The sequence below is a fragment of the Sphingomonas sp. genome (assembly GCA_019635535.1).
Taxonomy (GTDB): Bacteria; Pseudomonadota; Alphaproteobacteria; order Sphingomonadales; family Sphingomonadaceae; genus Allosphingosinicella.
This window is the reverse complement of sequence record JAHBZH010000001.1, coordinates 314,981-331,554: the sequence shown is the minus strand read 5'-3', so window position 1 is coordinate 331,554 and position 16,574 is coordinate 314,981. Positions and strand designations below refer to the sequence as shown.

The window sequence follows — 16,574 nt, the reverse complement described above, 5'->3', positions numbered from 1 at the left end:
CGTGTTGATGCGCGGCGATTCGGTCTCCGGAAGCCTCGCGAAGACTTCCAGTGGGACGGGGGTGCGCGACGCAGCCGCCTGTGCGAGCGCGGGTGCAGCGCCCACGAGAACAAACAGCAATGTAGCCAAGAATCTCCCGAACATCGATGCCCCCCAACACTATCGAAGCCAGTCGCAAGGTAGGACCCGAGTCGGATCGAAAGCAAGGCGAAAGCAAAGAAAAGGCCCCGCCCGGCAAGCCGGGCGGGGCCTTCCATGCCCGATCATGTGAAAATCAGCCGGCGCCGTGTCCGGCCAGCGCCGCGAGCAGAAGCAGCGCGACGATGTTGGTGATCTTGATCATCGGGTTCACCGCCGGACCGGCCGTATCCTTGTAGGGATCGCCTACCGTGTCGCCGGTGACGGCGGCCTTGTGGGCTTCCGAGCCCTTGCCGCCATGATTGCCGTCCTCGATATACTTCTTGGCATTGTCCCAGGCACCGCCGCCCGAGGTCATCGAGATGGCGACGAACAGACCGGAGACGATGACGCCGATCAGCAATGCGCCGAGGGCCGCGAAGCCCTGCTCCGGTCCCGCCACGCCGCGCACGACGAAGAAGACCAGGATCGGGGCGAACACCGGCAGCAGCGACGGGACGATCATCTCCTTGATCGCCGCCTTGGTGACGAGATCGACGGTGCGGGCATAATCGGGCCGCGACGTGCCTTCCATGATACCCGGATTGTCGCGGAACTGGCCACGCACCTCCTCGACCACCGCGCCGCCCGCGCGGCCAACGGCGGTCATACCCATCGCTCCGAACAGATAGGGGAGCAGCGCGCCGAGCAGCAGGCCGACGATCACATAGGGATTGGCCAGAGTGAAATCGATGTCGGCATAAGCGACGCCGAGATCACCCGCGAACAGGCGCAGATCCGTCGTATAGGCGCTGAACAGCACCAGGGCGGCGAGACCTGCCGAGCCGATCGCATAGCCCTTGGTCACCGCCTTCGTCGTGTTGCCCACCGCATCGAGGGCGTCGGTGCGGGTGCGCACGTCATCCTCCATGCCCGACATTTCGGCGATGCCGCCGGCATTGTCGGTGACCGGCCCATAGGCGTCAAGCGCGACGACCATGCCGGCCAGCGCCAGCATCGCCGTGGCGGCGAAGCCGATGCCGATCAGGCCGGCGAACTGATAGGACAGGATGATGCCGACGCAGATGACGAGCGTGGGCAGAGCGGTCGATTCCAGGCTGATCGCCAGGCCCTGGATGACGTTGGTGCCATGGCCGGTCTCCGAGGATTTGGCGATCGATTTCACCGGGCGATAATTGGTGCCGGTATAATATTCGGTGATCCACACGATCAGCCCGGTGACGCCGAGACCGACGAGCATCGCATAGAACAGATCCCAGCCGGTGAAGCTGCCCGCATCGCCGGCTGCGCCGCCGATGACGGCGCTCATGTCGCCGAGCGTCTGCTGGGTCACGTACCAGATCGCCGGGACCGAAAGGACCGCGGTGAGCCAGAAGCCCTTGTAGAGCGCGCCCATGATCGACTGGCCCTTGCCGAGCCGGACGAAATAGGTGCCGATGATCGAGGTCAGGATGCACACGCCGCCGATGATCAGCGGCAGGCTCATCAGCGCCAGCATCTGCTCCGCACCCGTGGCGACGAGCAGGGCGATCAGCACCATCGTGGCGCCGACCGTGACGACATAGGTTTCGAACAGGTCGGCGGCCATGCCGGCGCAATCGCCGACATTGTCGCCGACATTGTCGGCGATCACGGCCGGGTTGCGGGGATCGTCCTCCGGAATGCCGGCCTCGACCTTGCCGACCAGATCGGCGCCGACATCGGCGGCCTTGGTGAAGATGCCGCCGCCAAGGCGCGCGAAGATCGAGATGAGCGAGGCGCCGAAGGCGAGCGCGACGAGCGCGTCGATCACGACCCGGTCGTTGGGCGCATTCCCCTGCGTGCCGACGAGGACGTAGAAGAAGGCCGAGATGGCGAGCAAGGCGAGGCCCGCGACAAGCATGCCGGTGATCGCGCCGGCCCGGAAGGCGACGGTGAGGCCGCTCTGCAGGCTGGTGCGCGCGGCCTCCGCGGTGCGGACATTGGCGCGCACCGAGATGTTCATGCCGATATAGCCCGCCGCGCCCGACAGGATCGCGCCGACCACGAAGCCGGTCGCGGCCGTCGTGCCGAGGAAATAGCCGACCAGCACGGCGACGAGGATGCCGACAATGCCGATCGTGGTATATTGCCGGCCGAGATAGGCCTTGGCGCCTTCCTGGATCGCGCCGGCGACGGCGACCATGCGCTCGTTGCCGGCCGAGGCCCGCAGCACCTGCATCGAGGTGAGAATACCGTAGAGTACGGCGACAAGCCCGCAGCCTATCGCGATGAGCACGACGTTCATGAAAGTCCTTCCCCCTGTGGAATCGTTGGCGCCTTAGGGAAGCGCGCGGCGCGGAGCCTAGGTGGGAAGGAGAGGCGTTGCAACCGCCCGCGCGACGGGCGGAATCGGGACCCTAGCGGCCATGCTCGAAGCCGGTCCTGGCGGGCAGCGGCACCGGCCCGGCGGCATCGCGCAGGGACAGGCCCGCGCCGGCCTCGCACCGCCCGATCCGGCACAGCGACAGGCCGATCTCCTCGGCGAGCGCGAGGATGGCGGCCGCCTTGCCCTCGGGCGCGGCGAACAGCAGCTCGTAATCGTCGCCGGCGGTCGCCGCCTTCAGGCGCGCGGCGCGATCGCCGCCGGCATGATCGAGATAATCCCGCGACAGCGGCACGGCGTCGAGCTCGATCGCCAGCGCGCAGCCGCTCGCCGCCGCCATCCGCCCGGCATCGATCAGCAGGCCGTCCGAGACGTCCATCATCGCCGTGACCAGCGGCGCGAGGCGCTGGCCCGCCTCCAGCCGGGGGCGGGGATTGCGGTAGCGCTCGATCAAGGCGGCGGGCTCGGTCTTGCCCTGCCGGAGCAGACCGAGACCCGCTCCGGCATCGCCGATCGCGCCGCTGGCCCAGATCAGGTCGCCGGGCTTGGCGCCGGCACGGGAGGGAGCGATCTTCGCCTCACCGAGTGCGGTGAGGCCCATAGCGCGCGGAGCGCCCGCCGGCATCGCCACCGTGTCGCCGCCGAGCAGCGGCAGGCCGAAAGCGGCGAGCGCAGTGCCGAGACCTTTGGCGAAGGCGGCATCCCATTCGCCCTCGCCCAGCGCATAGCCGAGCAGCGCGCCGACCGGCCGCGCGCCCTTGGCGGCGAGATCGGAGAGGTTCACCGCGACCAGCTTCCACGCCACGTCCCCGGGCGGATCGGAGGCGAGATAGTGGACGCCCTCGACGATCATGTCGTGGGTGAGCACGAGGCTGGTGCCGCCCACTTCCAGCACCGCCGCATCGTCGGCAAGCTCCCGCGCCGCCGGATGATCGGCCAGCGCGCGCAGGGCGGCGATGAAGGCGGCTTCGTCTATGGCCGCACCTCTTTCGCGATGGCGTCGAGGAGGCCGTTGACGAAGCCGGATTCGCGGGCGTCGTAGAAAGCCTTGGCGACATCGACATATTCGCTGATCGCAGTGCCGACCGGCACGTCGGCGCGCGCGGCGATCTCATAGGCGCCGGCGCGCAGGATCGCCTTCATCGGCTTGTCCAGCCGGGCGAGCGACCAACCATCGGCGAGCTTGCCCGCGATCAGGCCGTCCAGCTCCTCGCGGCGGGCATCGACGCCGGCCACCACGTCGTCGAAGAAATCCACCTCGGCATCGGCATATTCGACATCGTCGATCCGCTGCCCAAGGCGGTGATGGTGGAACTCGTGGAGGAGGGCGGCGAGCGGCGTGCCCTCCATCTCCTGCTGATAGAGCGCCTGCACGGCGGCGAGGCGGGCGGCGGAGCGCGACCGCGAGCGTTTCGGAGTGGTGGCCATGCCGCGCGCCATAGGGTCGCTAACCTGTCTCGGCAATGAAATCCCGGATCGCGGCGACCACGAAGTCCGGATGTTCCCAGGGAATGAAGTGGCCGGCCTCCGGCGTAGCGGCGATGCGCAGATCCTCGACCAGTGCGTCGAGGCCGTCGAGCTGGACCGGCAGCAACGCCTTGTCCTTTAGACCCCAGATGACGAGCGTGGGCATGGTGATGCTCGGGAAAGGCGCTTTTGTCCAAGCGGGCAGTTCTGCCGCCTCACCGGGTGCCGGCACAACGATGCTGCTGGCGCGATACCAGTTCAGCATGGCGGTCAGTGCGCCGGGCTGCGACCAATCGGCGAGGTAATGGGCGCGCTCGTCCGGCGGGATGGCGGTGAGATCGGTGTGGCCGCCGAAGCTCTTGTCGAAGAAGGTTTCCAGCCCCATCGCCGCGATGCCCTGCTCCATCGCGGGGTTGCGGAAGGCGTTCATATATTGCGAGGCAGCGCGCTGGGCCTCGTCCTCGATCAGCGACTTCTGGAAGACCAAAGGATGGGGCGAATTGACGATCACCAGGCACTTCAGCCGGTCGGGATGGCGGAGCGCCGCGAGCCAGGCGACGGCGCCGCCCCAGTCGTGGCCGACCAGGGTGAAGCGCTCCAGCGCCAGCGCGTCGGCCAATGCGATCAGATCCTCGAGGATGCGATCGGTCGCATAGGCCTCGACGCCTTCCGGCCTGTCCGAGGCGCCGAAGCCGCGCTGGTCGGGGGCGACGATGAAATGGTCCGCCGCCAGCGCCGGCGCGACCGCGCGCCAGGTGCGGTGCGATTCCGGGAAGCCGTGCAGGAAGAGGATCGGCTCCCCGCCGCGCGCGCCGCCGGTCTGGACGTTGAGCGTGACGCCCGTGGGCAAAGCGAGGCGGGCCTCCGAAAGGGTCACGGATAGCTCACTGTCTTGGGCACCTCGGGGAGCGGGATGAACTCGTCCTTGTCGTCGGGCGGGAGGGTGAAGCGGCCGGCTTTCCAGTCCTCCTTGGCCTGGTTGATCCTCTCGCGGCGGGAGGAGACGAAATTCCAGAAAACGTGGCGCGGGCCGTCCAAAGGCGCGCCGCCGCACAGCATCACATGGGCCCCGCCGGCCGAGCGCAGGGTGGCGGAGATGCCGGGCCGCAGCACGTAGAGCATGGCCGGCTCCAGCTCCATGCCGTCCAGCCAGGCCTCGCCTTCCGCGAGATAGATGGCCCGTTCATCGGCTTCCGGATCGATCGGCATCGCGCCGCCCGCCTCGAGATGGATGTCGGCATAGATGATCGGGCTGTGCTGCGTGACCGGCGAAGTCGCGCCCCACAAGCTGCCCATCACGACCCGGGCGGTGGCGCCGCCGCCCTCGACCACCGGCAGATCGGCCTTCGCCACATGCTCGAAGGCCGGATCGATCTCCTCCTTGGCGCTGGGCAGGGCGATCCAGGTCTGGATGCCGGACAGTTCCGGGCCGTCGGCGCGGATCGCGGCGGGCGAGCGTTCGCTATGGGTAATGCCCTTGCCGGCGGTCATCAGGTTGACCGCGCCCGGCTCGATCGTCGCGAAGGTGCCGAGTGAATCGCGATGGTCCATCGCGCCGGCGAAAAGATAGGTGACGGTGGCCAGGTTGATGTGCGGATGCGGGCGCACGTCGATGCCGGTGCCGGGCGCGAGGTGGGCCGGCCCCATCTGATCGAAGAAGATGAAGGGGCCGATCGTGGTGCGTTCGCGGTGCGGAAGCGTCCGGTGGACCTTGAAGCCGCCGAGATCGTGGGTGGTGGGGGTGAGCGTCTGCTCGAAGAGAGTGTCGGTCATGGCGGCATCCTACGCCGGATCGCGTACGAAGCGAAGCGAAGTGGCTGCGGGCAGTTCAAAAGTCAGTCAAAAGTCAGTCCAAGATCGGTGGGCGTCGGTGCGGAACTTCAGCATCTTCACCCATATGCGCGATGGTGGGCCGCGAGATTTTTACGCGTGAGACGGACAATTCAAAGAGCCGGCGAGCCGGGGCCGAAACCCCGATTCGGGGCGAGCGTGACAGAGGGTTTCCTACATTGGAAGTAGGGGGCGGGGCTGCTTTCGACCTATTGCAGAAATGTAGGCCGTAAACAGACGCTAGGAAGGCGGCCGACCTGGCGGATCAGGAATGGCTTCCCAAATGCTCATGATGCCTTCGTCGCAGATGTGCGTCCTGTCACATTCCAGTCGTCGAGCCATCTCCGCCCGGAGTGTCTCGACCGTGGCGCAAGGCGCACCCATTTCAGTTTCCAGAAATACTGTAGGCTCTGGTCTCATTGAGATAATGATGTCGAAATAATCCGACACCTGTCGTAAGCTGGACTGTCGACCGTTCCAGTAAATAGCGCCGTTTCTATCCACAGCTACCCGGTTAATTAGCCGTGGAAGTCCTCCAAAATTATGTGGCTCCCCCCATTCGGTTGGAGGAGGAGTGCACGCACGCTCAACATTTTCCTGCGTGCCAGTGCATCCGGAAGTCACCGCAATGATGGAGCCGAAGATGGCAATGGCAGTGTAAGAGATGTTCACCTGCAAAGAGTGCAGCAATACCATTTGCGGAGCAATGCCCGCTTTCGACCCGTTGCGGTCATTGTCTCCCCTCCCTGCAAGGGAGGGGGATTCAGGGCCGCTTTCCACCTATAACGATCGTTACCGCAGCTACTCCCCCGGCGCCGTCGCGCGGATCGCCAGCGCGTGAACCCGCTCCTGCATCAGATCGCCCAGCGCGGCGTTGACGGCGCGCTGGCGGGCGAGGCGGGTCATGGCGGCGAATTGCACCGCCTCGACCTCGACGGTGAAATGGCTTTCGCCGGAGCCGTCATGGCCGGCATGGCCGCGATGCTTGTCCGAATCGTTGATGACGGCGAGGCGGGTGGGATTCAGGGCGGCGCGCAGGCGCTTCTCGATTTCGGCGGCGACGGGGCCGGTGAATGTGTCGGTCATTGGCCCTATATAGTGAGGTCGATTGGGAAAGGCAGTCGGGTTGGCGAGTTCGAACAGGAGAGAGCAGTTTCACGGGCGGGTCGAGGGACGCGCCAAGCATTGCGCGCATCCCGGCTGCGACGCGCCCGGCGAGTTCCGCGCGCCCGGGGCAGTGCGTCCGGGATTCGACGGGCCGGGCGAGTGGCGCTGGCTGTGCCTCGATCATGTCCGGGAATTCAACAGCGGCTATAACTGGTTCGACGGCATGACGCCGGACGAGATCGCCGACGCGCAGAACCCCTATGGCGGCTGGGACCGGGAGACGCGGGCCTTCGTCACCGGCGGGGCCGACCGGCCGCCCAGATGGGCCGATTTCGCCGATCCGCTGGATGCGATCGGGGCGCGCTTCCAGGCGATGCAGCCACGGGAGCGCAAGGACGGCAGGCCGCTCAGCGACGGCGACCGCAAGCATCTGCGCACGCTGGGTCTTGAGATGGACGCGGACCGCATGGACCTGCGCCGGCGTTATTCGGAGCTCGTGCGGCGCTATCATCCCGACCGTAATGGCGGGGACCGGACCCACGAGAAGGCATTGCAGCAGACCATCGAGGCTTATACGGCGCTCAAGAGCCGCCCGGCCTTCGCCTGACATTTCATTCGAGACAGACCATGGCAGACATTCCCAACACCAATCCCGACAGCCGCGCCGCGACCGTGATGGACGCGCCCGACAAGATGGCGAAGGTGCGCGAGCTGTTCGGCGTGGACAGCGACATGGAGGTTCCGGCCTTCTCCGAAGCCGACGAGCGGGTGCCGGATCTTGACCCCGCCTATGTCTTCGATCCGGACACGACGCTGGCGATCTGCGCGGGCTTTTCCAAGAACCGCCGGGTGATGATCCAGGGCTATCACGGCACCGGCAAATCCACCCATGTCGAGCAGGTCGCGGCGCGGCTGAACTGGCCGCTGATCCGGATCAACCTCGACGCCCATATCAGCCGTATCGACCTGATCGGGCGCGACGCGATCGTGCTGAAGGACGGGCAGCAGGTGACGGAATTCCGCGAAGGGCTGCTGCCCTGGGCATTGCAGACGCCGACCGCGCTCGTCTTCGACGAATATGATGCCGGGCGGCCGGACGTGATGTTCGTGATCCAGCGCGTGCTGGAGGCGGAGGGCAAGCTGACCCTGCTCGACCAGAACCGGGTGATACGCCCCCATCCCTATTTCCGGCTGTTCGCGACGACGAACACGGTCGGGCTGGGCGACACGACCGGGCTCTATCACGGCACGCAGCAGATCAACCAGGGCCAGATGGACCGCTGGAACATCGTGGTGACGCTGAACTACCTGCCGGCCGCGACCGAGGCGCGGATCGTCCTCGCCAAGTCCGGCGAATACGACCATGAGGGCGGCCGCGAAGAGGTCGAGCGGATGATCAAGGTCGCCGAACTGACCCGGCGCGGCTTCGTCAACGGCGACATCTCCACCGTGATGAGTCCGCGCACCGTCATCTCCTGGGCGCAGAACGCCCTGATCTTCGACGATGTCGGCTTCGCGTTCCGCCTGTCTTTCCTCAACAAGTGCGACGAGGCGGAGCGGCCGGTCGTGGCGGAATATTATCAGCGCGTGTTCGGCAAGGACTTGCCGGAAAGCGTGGTGGGGAAGGCATGAGTCCATTCCTCCCCGGAACGGGGAGGGGGACCGGCCGCAGGCCGGTGGAGGGGCCGTGCTGCCTCCGAAACCGTGCCGACCCCTCCACCATGCCGCTGCGCGCCACGGTCCCCCTCCCCGTTCCGGGGAGGAATTAGGTGGCCGAAGAAAATCCCCTCGAAGTTTTCCGCCAGGCGCTGGCCGGGGCGACGCGGGCGATCGCGGCGGACGGGGAGGTGGAGTTGAGCTTCACGACCGATGCGCCGAGCGCGTCGGGCAAGGCCGTGCGCGCGCCGATGCCGGGGCGGGGGCTGCCCGCCGCCGAGGTGGCCGAGGCGCGGGGCTTTGCCGACGCGGCGGCGCTGCGCCTCAGGCATCACAATGCGAAGCTGCACGCCAAAGGGGCGCCGGGCGACGAGGTGGCGCGGGCCGTGTTCGACGCGGCCGAGCAGGCGCGCTGCGAGGCGCTGGGGGCGCGGAGCATGGCCGGCGTGCGCGGCAATCTTGCCAGCCTGGCGCGGCTGCGGCTGCGGACCGATCCGCTGGTGCGCGCGCGCAACCGGGAGGAGGTGCCGTTGGGCTCCGCCGTCGGGCTGATGGTGCGCGCGCGGCTGACCGGCGAGCCGGTGCCGGAGGAAGCGCGCGAGGGGCTGGCGCTGGTGTCCGACTGGATCGAGGAGAAGGCCGGCGCGCAGCTCGACGCGCTCGGCCTCGCGCTCGACGATCAGGCGGCGTTCGCGGACCTGGTCGGGAAATTGCTGCGCGATCTCGAGCTGGTCGAGGGCGATCCCGAAGCGCCGGCCGAACCGGACGAGGGCGACGAAGGCGAAGGCGAGGACCAGTCGGAAGGCGGCGACGACGACCAGGAGAATGAGGACGACGGCGCCTCCGGCCAAGGCGAGGCCGAGATCCGGGGCGAGCAGGAGGAATCGGGCGAGGAATCCGAAAGCGACTGGTCCGAGCAGGAGATGTCCGACGCCGCCGAGGGGATGGGCGAGGACGGCGAGGAAGGCATGATGCCGTTCCGGCCCAACCGGCCCTTGTCCGATCTGGCGCCGCAATTCGACTATCGGGTCTTCACCACCCAATATGACGAGGTGGTCGAGGCGAATGCGCTCTGCGACGAGGAGGAGCTGGGGCGACTGCGCGCCTATCTGGACCAGCAGCTCACCCATTTGCAGGGCGCCGTGACCAAGCTCGCCAACCGCTTGCAGCGCCGGCTGATGGCGCAGCAGTCGCGGTCCTGGGATTTCGATCAGGAGGAAGGGCTGCTCGACGTCGCGCGGCTGGCGCGGGTCGTGGTCAATCCGATGTTCTCCTTGTCCTACAAGGTCGAGAAGGACACCGCGTTTCGCGACACGATCGTCACTTTGCTCATCGACAATTCGGGATCGATGCGCGGGCGGCCGATCTCGATCGCCGCGATCAGCGCCGACATATTGGCGCGCACGCTGGAGCGGGTCGGCGTCAAGGTCGAGATACTGGGCTTCACGACGCGGGCGTGGAAGGGCGGCCAGAGCCGCGAGAAATGGCTGACCGACGGGCGGCCGCCGCAGCCGGGCCGGCTCAACGACCTGCGCCACATCGTCTACAAGCGGGCGGATGAGCCCTGGCGGCATGCGCGCCGGAATCTCGGGCTGATGATGCGCGAGGGGCTGCTCAAGGAGAATATCGACGGCGAGGCCTTGCTCTGGGCGCACGAGCGGCTGATCGGGCGGGCCGAGGACCGCAAGATTCTGATGGTCATCTCCGACGGCGCGCCGGTCGACGATTCGACGCTGAGCGTGAATTCCGGCACCTATCTGGAGCGGCATCTGCGGCAGGTGATCGGCTGGATCGAGGCGCGCTCGCCGGTCGAGCTGGTCGCGATCGGCATCGGCCATGACGTGACGCGCTATTACAGCCGCGCCGTGACGATCATGGACGCCGAGCAGCTCGGCGGGACGATGATCGAGCAGCTCGCCAGCCTGTTCGACAAGCCCTGAGTAATAAGAAGGCCGGCCGCCCTTTCGGGCGACCGGCCCCGTCCTCGTTACGCAACAGGAGGACGACCTGGGGTTGAGGGTCAGCGTCAGCGGCGGCAATCGCTCTTGTCGATCGCGTTGCCGGCCAGCGCGCCGGCCGCGCCGCCGATCAGGGCGCCGATAGTGCGATCGCCCCGGCCCGCCACCTGGCTGCCGAGCAGGCCGCCGGCGATGGCGCCGATGATCGTGCCGGTGTCGCCGCCGCAGCGCTGCTGCCCGTAATAATTGTGGTAGCGACGATTGTCGTAACGGCCGGCATAGTAAGCCCGGCTGTCGTAGCGGTTGTTCTGATAGCGCCGATTGTCGTAGCGCCGGTCATAGTTGCGATAGTCGTAGCCGCGGCTGTCGTAGTAACCGTGACGGCTCTGCGCCTGCGCGGCGGCGGGCAGGGCGGTGAGGGCCGTGGCGGCGACGGCGGTGGAGAGTGCGAGCTTCTTGAACATGGTATCTTCCTCCTTCCGCATCTCCGGCCGCCGGCCCCGATTCGGGAGGCGGTCCGTCGATGACATGACGGCCTTTTCGCATCCCCGCGTTGATCCGGCGCTGAATGCACCCGACAGGAATTGTTCATAAAAGTGGCGACTTTTCTGAACGAACGGCGTGGACCGCCCAAGGCATGGCGGCTGCTCGGGCTGCTGGCGGGCTTCTTCGCGCTGACCACCTTCATCGCGCCCGAACCGCTGTCCGAGCGCACCGAGACCGCCGAAGGACGGCTGTTCGCTGTGCCGGTCGCGCTGAACCCGGACGATCCGGCGCAGCGGCGCGTCGGCGGCCTGATCTTCCGGCGGGGCTGGGCGCTGGCCAGCGATCAGCCGCGCCTCGGCGGGATTTCGGCGATGCATGTCGAAGGCGGCCAGGTGATTGCGATCAGCGATTCGGGCGACGTGCTGCTGTTCCCGCTGCCCGGCGCGGGGCCGGCGCGGGTGCGGGTGATCGCGCTGCCGCTCGGCCATGCATCCGCGTTGCGCAAGCGCGATCGGGACACCGAGGCATTGGCGGTGCACGGGGACCAAGCCTGGGTGGCGTTCGAGCGGCACAACCTGATCGCGCGCCACCGGCGCTCCGACTGGCGGCTGGAAGCTTTCGCGCGACCGGCGGCGATGCGCGACTGGGGGCGCAACAGCGGGCCCGAAACGCTGGTGCGGCTGGCGGACGGGCGCTTCCTGGCGATCGAGGAAGGCGGCGGGGATGATCATAGCCGCATCGCCTTGTTCGACGGCGATCCGGCCATGGCGGGTACGAACGCGCTGCCCGGGCGATATCGCCGGGTGCCGGGCTACCGGGCGACCGACGCGGCGCAATTGCCCGACGGCCGCCTGCTGATCCTCAACCGGCGGGCGGGCCTCGGCCGCTTTCCGGCGGTGCTGACGATCGCGGAGATGCCGGACCGGCGGCGGGGGACGACGATCGAGGGGCGCGAGCTGGCGCGATTCGCCCGGCCGCTGACCACCGACAATCTGGAGGCGCTGAGCGTGGCGCGCGAAGGCGGGCGCACGATCGTGCGCATCGCCTCCGACGACAATTTCATGGGCTTCCAGCGCACCCTGCTGCTGGAATTCGAGCTGGCCGAGTGACGGCGGGCGCCGTCACCGCGCGAAAGCTCAGGCGGCTTCGGCCTGCTTCTTGGCGATCTCGCGCTTCAGGCGGCGGGCCTTGAGGCTCAGCTTCTCGTCCGAGGTCTTGGCCAGCCAATTGTCGAGGCCGCCGACATGCTCGACCGAGCGCAGGCCGTTCATCGACACGCGCAGCTTCACGCCCCGGGCGAGCGCGTCCGAGATCAGGGTCACGTTCTGCAGGTTCGGCAGGAACGTGCGCTTGGTCTTGTTGTTGGCGTGGGAAACATTGTTGCCCACCAGCCGGCCCTTGCCGGTCAGCTCGCAAATGCGCGACATGTCGATCTCTTCCTGGAATCGGGCCCGAAAGACCCCTTCAAAGCGGGGCGCAGATAGATGGCATGGGGAGATTCGTCAACCGCCTAGGGGCGTTTCGCTTTCGTTGCGGCCCGGCAACCAAAGGGGCGCCTTTTCGTTCATCGGCAAAGCTCATGCCCGCAATGGGAGGATTTCATGCTGCGGACCCTTTTGCTGCTCATCGTCCTGGTGCTTGTCATCGCCATCGCGCTGGTGATGACCGGCATGGTCAACCTGCGCCCGCAGGGCAACAGCATCTCGCTGGAAACCAAGGACATCGAGGTCGGCACGACGCCGGCCAACGTCCAGCTGCCATCGATCCGGATCGAGAATCGCCAGGTCGGCATTCCCAGCATCACCGTCACCGACGGCAACGCCCAGGCGCCGGCCGAGACGAACGCCCAGTAAAGCCGGACTTTCGCGGGAGGCGCAGGGCCGCTAGCAGCGGAGCCATGAGCTTTCCGCTGCCCGAACCGATGCGCCTGGCGCTGGCCGAGGCCGCCGCCGCCGCGCGCGCTGGCGAGGTGCCGGTGGGCGCGGTGGTGACGCGCGGCGACGAGGTGGTCGCGGTCGCGCGCAACCGGATGCGCGACGCGTCCGATCCCACCGCCCATGCCGAGATGGTCGCGCTGCGCGCCGCCGGCGACGCGCTCGGCACCTCGCGGCTCGACGAATGCGACCTGTGGGTGACGCTGGAGCCTTGCGCGATGTGCGCCGGCGCGATCGCGCTGGCCCGGATCGGCCGGCTCTATTTCGGCGCGGGCGACCCCAAGGGCGGCGCCGTGCTGCACGGCCCGCGCCTGTTCGCGCAGCCGACCTGCCACCACGCGCCCGAAATCTACCCCGGCATCGGCGAGGCCGAGGCCGGGGCGATGTTGCGGGACTTTTTCCGGGCGCGGCGGGACTAGGCCGTCAACGGTACCACCCGGATCTCGACGCGGCGATTGGCCTGACGTTCGGACTCGGTCCGGTTCATGTTGCCCGGCAGCGGCCGCGACGAGCCGAAGCCCTGCGAGGCGATGCGGGCCTGGTTGACGCCCCGCAAAGCGAGATAGTCGGCGACCGCGCGGGCGCGGTTCTGCGACAGCGGAATGTTGATCGCATCGCCGCCCGAAGGATCGGTGTGACCGTACACATCGACCAGGGTCTGCGGATAATCGGCGAGCGTGCGGGCCACGTCATCGAGCGTTGCGCGGAATTGCGGCTGGATGTCGTAGCGGTTGATCGGGAAGGTGACGGCGGCGGGCAGGTGCAGGACCAGCTCGTCGCCCTGGCGTTCCACCTCGATGCCGGTGCCGGCGGTGCGGCGCCTGAGTTCCTGCTCCTGCCGATCCATATAGGCGCCGATCGCGCCGCCGGCGAGCGCGCCGACGCCGGTGCCGATGATGCGCTCGGTGCGGTCGCGCCGGCCGCCGATCAGATCGCCGAGCAGATAGCCGCCGATCGCGCCCGCGCCGGCGCCGATCGCGGCGCGCGAGACGCGCTGCTCGCCCGTGTTCGGGTCGGAAATGCAGGCGGTGGTGGCAAGCAAGGCGGCGGTGGCCGCGGCGGCGGTGAAAAGCCTACTGGTCATGCAAAATCCCCTTGGCAGGATGGTCGTTGGACGGCTGGATAACCGCCGTAAGGGCGCGCTTGTTCCGCATCCGGCTTGAATCGGAACTCACGAACCTGTTGTGCAACCGAAAGCGTTGCGGCTACACATGGCGGACAGGCCATGTCCGCGCCCCTCGATCCCTTCCCCTGGCTGGATGTTCTCGTCATCGCCCTGCTGGTGGCGGTGAACGGCGTGTTCGCCATGTCCGAGCTGGCGATCGTCTCCGCGCGCCGCGCCCGGCTGAAGGCGATGGCCAAGCGCGGGCGGCCCGGCGCTCAGGCCGCGCTCGATCTCGCCGCCGATCCGGGGCGCTTCCTGTCCACCGTGCAGATCGGCATCACCTTGGTCGGCATCCTGAACGGCGCCTATTCCGGCGCCAGCCTGGGCGGTCCGATCGGGCAGCGCATCGCGCTGCTCGGCGTCGATCCGGCCACCGCGCAGACGCTGGGCTTTGCGACCGTCATCATCCTCGTCACCTATGCCTCGCTGGTGATCGGCGAGCTGGTGCCCAAGCAGTTCGCGCTGCGCACGCCCGAGCCGATCGCCTGCGTCATCGCGCTGCCGATGCACTATCTGTCCCGGATAACGGCGCCGTTCGTCTGGCTGCTCGACCGCACCACCGGCCTCGTCTTCCGCCTGCTCCGGCTCAAGCGCGAATCATCCGATCATGTCACCGCCGAGGACCTGCATATGGTCGTCGCCGAGGCGACGACGGCGGGGCTGCTGGAGGAAAGCGAGCGGGCGATCATCTCCGGCGTGGTGCGGCTCGCCGACCGGCCGACGCGCGAGGTGATGACGCCGCGCACCGAGGTGGACTGGATCGACGCCGATGCCGACGCGGATGCGGTGCGCGCCGCGCTGCTTGCGATGCCGCACAGCCGGCTGCCGGTGGCGGAAGGCTCGGTGGACAATCTGGTCGGCGTCGTCCAGGCGCGCGACATCGTCACCGCCTTCATCGCGGGCCGCCCTCTCGACCTGCGTGCGCTGATGCGCGCCGCGCCGGTCGTGCCCGACCAGATGGACGCGATGGACACGCTGAACGTGCTGCGCGAGGCCGAGGTGCCGATGGCCTTCGTCCATGACGAATATGGCCATTTCGAAGGGCTGGTGACGCCGGCCGACCTGCTCGGCGCGCTGGCCGGCGCCTTCGCCTCCGACCAGGACGAGGACACCGATCCGCCGCTCGTCGAGCGCGACGACGGAAGCTGGTGGGTGTCCGGCTCGGTCGCCGCCGACATGCTCGCCGACCAGCTCGGCCTGCGCCTGCCGGAGGACCGCGATTATGCGACGGCGGCCGGCCTGGCGCTGGCGGTGCTCAAGCACCTGCCGGAAGTGGGCGAACGCTTCGCCTTCGGCGGCTGGCGCTTCGAAATCGTCGACATGGACGGGCGCAAGATCGACAAGCTGCTCGCCACGCCATCGCCGCGCGGCCGCCGCGCGGAGTGACGGGAGCAGATCAGCCCAGCTTGCCGAACTTCTCCTCGAAACCGTCGATGTCGCCCCGGGCGAGATAGTCGGCCTGCTCGGCGACGCGGTCGCGGGCGAGGCGGCCCTTGAACGGCCCGAGCCGGTCGTCGAGATGGGCGAGCTCGGCCGCGTTCATGCCGGCGAGCTGGTCGAAGCGGTTGACGCCGAGCTCGTGGAGGCGGGCGATGAGCTTCGGGCCGACGCCCTTGAGCTTGCCGAGATCGTCGGGCGCGCCCGAAGCGCCGGGCAGCTCGCGATGGGCATCGACGCCGAGCACCTCGCCCGCCACGTCGGCGGTGGCGGCGGCGGCGCTGTCGGTGACCGCATCGCCCTCGCCGCCGTCCGCGACCTTCGCCTTCACATAGGGGCGATCGGTGGCGGCGACATAGGGTTCGCTCTCGCGCCGCTCGACGCGCGGCGCCGGCTTTTTCGGGCGCATCACCAGGAAGCCGACGACGAGGACGGCGAGGACGGCGAGGACGATGCCGATCGTGGTGGTGTCGAAGGTCATGACAGGCAGGCTTTCCTATTTGGGCTTGCGGCGGCGGCACATCCACCAGCCGGTGGCGAGACCGATGACGAAAGCGACGGCGAGCAGCGGGAGATTGGATTGGGCGAGGGTCAGCATATGCGGGGCCTCACAGGAAGCTCTCGCGCTTCGGCCGGAACAGGATCCAGCCGACGCCGACGCCGAGCAGATAGGCGATGGCGACGAGCAGCCAGGTTTCGACGAGCAGCGGGATCATGGTTCATTCTCCCAACGGAAGCCGGCGGCGCCGGGAATGGCCGCGATCCGGTCGTTGATGCCGGGAAACTGGCCCTGACCCTCGCGCTGGAAATCGTCGGCGGGACCGGACAGGATCGCCCGGCGGCGTAGCGGATCGCGATCGAAGCGGACGGCGACGCCCGGCACTTCCGTCCGCGCAAGCACGGCATCACCCTGTGCTTGCAGATTGTCGACGAAGGCCGCGCCATGGCCGAGCGGCCCGTGGCTCGCCCAGCCGGCGGCGAGCGCCGCCGCGAGTCCGATCAGAAACTTGCCCCAGGCCGGCATCGTCTTCCCCAACGTTCGCGTCCGTCAC

General features: G+C 68.0%; 18 protein-coding genes. 7 read left to right on the top strand and 11 right to left on the bottom strand.

Annotated elements, in window-relative coordinates; translation table 11 throughout:
* Window positions 1-274: 274 nt before the first annotated feature.
* From KF780_01740 to KF780_01715, 6 genes are all read right to left on the bottom strand, one after another.
* Window positions 275-2,404 carry a sodium-translocating pyrophosphatase gene (locus KF780_01740; GenBank protein ID MBX3560509.1) on the bottom strand — a complete coding sequence of 710 codons (2,130 nt, stop codon included), beginning with the start codon at window positions 2,402-2,404 and terminating at the stop codon, window positions 275-277.
* A 112-nt stretch (window positions 2,405-2,516) separates the two neighbouring features.
* On the bottom strand, window positions 2,517-3,458 hold the full coding sequence (thiL, locus tag KF780_01735; GenBank protein ID MBX3560508.1) for a thiamine-phosphate kinase: 942 nt from the start codon (window positions 3,456-3,458) through the stop codon (window positions 2,517-2,519).
* A complete protein-coding gene (gene nusB / locus KF780_01730) occupies window positions 3,455-3,910 on the bottom strand; it encodes a transcription antitermination factor NusB (protein MBX3560507.1) in 456 nt (151 codons plus the stop codon). The genes thiL and nusB overlap by 4 nt, the downstream gene beginning before the upstream one ends.
* 19 nt (window positions 3,911-3,929) lie before the next feature.
* Entirely contained in the window at window positions 3,930-4,826 is an 897-nt protein-coding gene (locus tag KF780_01725; protein MBX3560506.1) for an alpha/beta hydrolase, read from the bottom strand.
* Window positions 4,823-5,722 (bottom strand): pirin family protein, encoded by a 900-nt coding sequence (locus KF780_01720; GenBank protein MBX3560505.1) that lies wholly within the window; start codon window positions 5,720-5,722, stop codon window positions 4,823-4,825. Before KF780_01720 ends, KF780_01725 begins: the two co-directional genes overlap by 4 nt.
* A gap of 858 nt (window positions 5,723-6,580) precedes the next feature.
* Window positions 6,581-6,865, bottom strand: coding sequence for a BolA family transcriptional regulator (locus KF780_01715; protein MBX3560504.1), 285 nt, complete (start codon window positions 6,863-6,865; stop codon window positions 6,581-6,583).
* 40 nt (window positions 6,866-6,905) lie between these two features.
* Here KF780_01715 and KF780_01710 point away from each other — a divergent pair, with 40 nt between their 5' ends.
* The 3 genes from KF780_01710 to cobT all read left to right on the top strand — a co-directional run bounded on the left by KF780_01710 (window position 6,906) and on the right by cobT (window position 10,482).
* Window positions 6,906-7,493, top strand: coding sequence for a J domain-containing protein (locus KF780_01710; protein ID MBX3560503.1), 588 nt, complete (start codon window positions 6,906-6,908; stop codon window positions 7,491-7,493).
* A 20-nt stretch (window positions 7,494-7,513) separates the two neighbouring features.
* Window positions 7,514-8,518, top strand: a complete 1,005-nt coding sequence (gene cobS / locus KF780_01705; GenBank protein MBX3560502.1) for a cobaltochelatase subunit CobS — start codon at window positions 7,514-7,516, stop codon at window positions 8,516-8,518.
* A 137-nt stretch (window positions 8,519-8,655) separates the two neighbouring features.
* Window positions 8,656-10,482, top strand: a complete 1,827-nt coding sequence (gene cobT / locus KF780_01700) for a cobaltochelatase subunit CobT (protein MBX3560501.1) — start codon at window positions 8,656-8,658, stop codon at window positions 10,480-10,482.
* Window positions 10,483-10,568: 86 nt separating this feature from the next.
* On the opposite strand, the gene KF780_01695 is transcribed toward cobT, so the two are convergent.
* Window positions 10,569-10,964 (bottom strand): glycine zipper 2TM domain-containing protein, encoded by a 396-nt coding sequence (locus KF780_01695; protein MBX3560500.1) that lies wholly within the window; start codon window positions 10,962-10,964, stop codon window positions 10,569-10,571.
* Between the two features lie 132 nt (window positions 10,965-11,096).
* On the opposite strand from KF780_01695, the gene KF780_01690 reads away from it, so the two are divergent.
* Window positions 11,097-12,095 carry an esterase-like activity of phytase family protein gene (locus tag KF780_01690; protein ID MBX3560499.1) on the top strand — a complete coding sequence of 333 codons (999 nt, stop codon included), beginning with the start codon at window positions 11,097-11,099 and terminating at the stop codon, window positions 12,093-12,095.
* Between the two features lie 27 nt (window positions 12,096-12,122).
* On the opposite strand, the gene rpmB is transcribed toward KF780_01690, so the two are convergent.
* The gene (gene rpmB / locus KF780_01685) at window positions 12,123-12,413 is read right to left on the bottom strand and encodes a 50S ribosomal protein L28 (protein ID MBX3560498.1); all 291 of its coding nucleotides are present in this window, start codon (window positions 12,411-12,413) and stop codon (window positions 12,123-12,125) included.
* A 174-nt stretch (window positions 12,414-12,587) separates the two neighbouring features.
* Between rpmB and KF780_01680 the strand changes: the two genes are divergently transcribed.
* Both KF780_01680 and KF780_01675 read left to right on the top strand, forming a co-directional pair.
* A complete protein-coding gene (locus tag KF780_01680; GenBank protein ID MBX3560497.1) occupies window positions 12,588-12,839 on the top strand; it encodes a hypothetical protein in 252 nt (83 codons plus the stop codon).
* A 44-nt stretch (window positions 12,840-12,883) separates the two neighbouring features.
* Window positions 12,884-13,339 (top strand): nucleoside deaminase, encoded by a 456-nt coding sequence (locus KF780_01675; protein MBX3560496.1) that lies wholly within the window; start codon window positions 12,884-12,886, stop codon window positions 13,337-13,339.
* Here KF780_01675 and KF780_01670 read toward each other — a convergent pair.
* The gene (locus KF780_01670) at window positions 13,336-14,004 is read right to left on the bottom strand and encodes an OmpA family protein (GenBank protein ID MBX3560495.1); all 669 of its coding nucleotides are present in this window, start codon (window positions 14,002-14,004) and stop codon (window positions 13,336-13,338) included. The two genes, KF780_01675 and KF780_01670, sit on opposite strands and share 4 nt — an antisense overlap.
* Window positions 14,005-14,145: 141 nt before the next feature.
* Here KF780_01670 and KF780_01665 point away from each other — a divergent pair, with 141 nt between their 5' ends.
* Window positions 14,146-15,471 carry an HlyC/CorC family transporter gene (locus tag KF780_01665; protein MBX3560494.1) on the top strand — a complete coding sequence of 442 codons (1,326 nt, stop codon included), beginning with the start codon at window positions 14,146-14,148 and terminating at the stop codon, window positions 15,469-15,471.
* A 10-nt stretch (window positions 15,472-15,481) separates the two neighbouring features.
* On the opposite strand, the gene KF780_01660 is transcribed toward KF780_01665, so the two are convergent.
* Window positions 15,482-16,003, bottom strand: coding sequence for a hypothetical protein (locus KF780_01660; protein MBX3560493.1), 522 nt, complete (start codon window positions 16,001-16,003; stop codon window positions 15,482-15,484).
* A 231-nt stretch (window positions 16,004-16,234) separates the two neighbouring features.
* Entirely contained in the window at window positions 16,235-16,558 is a 324-nt protein-coding gene (locus tag KF780_01655; protein MBX3560492.1) for a hypothetical protein, read from the bottom strand.
* Window positions 16,559-16,574 lie beyond the last annotated feature (16 nt).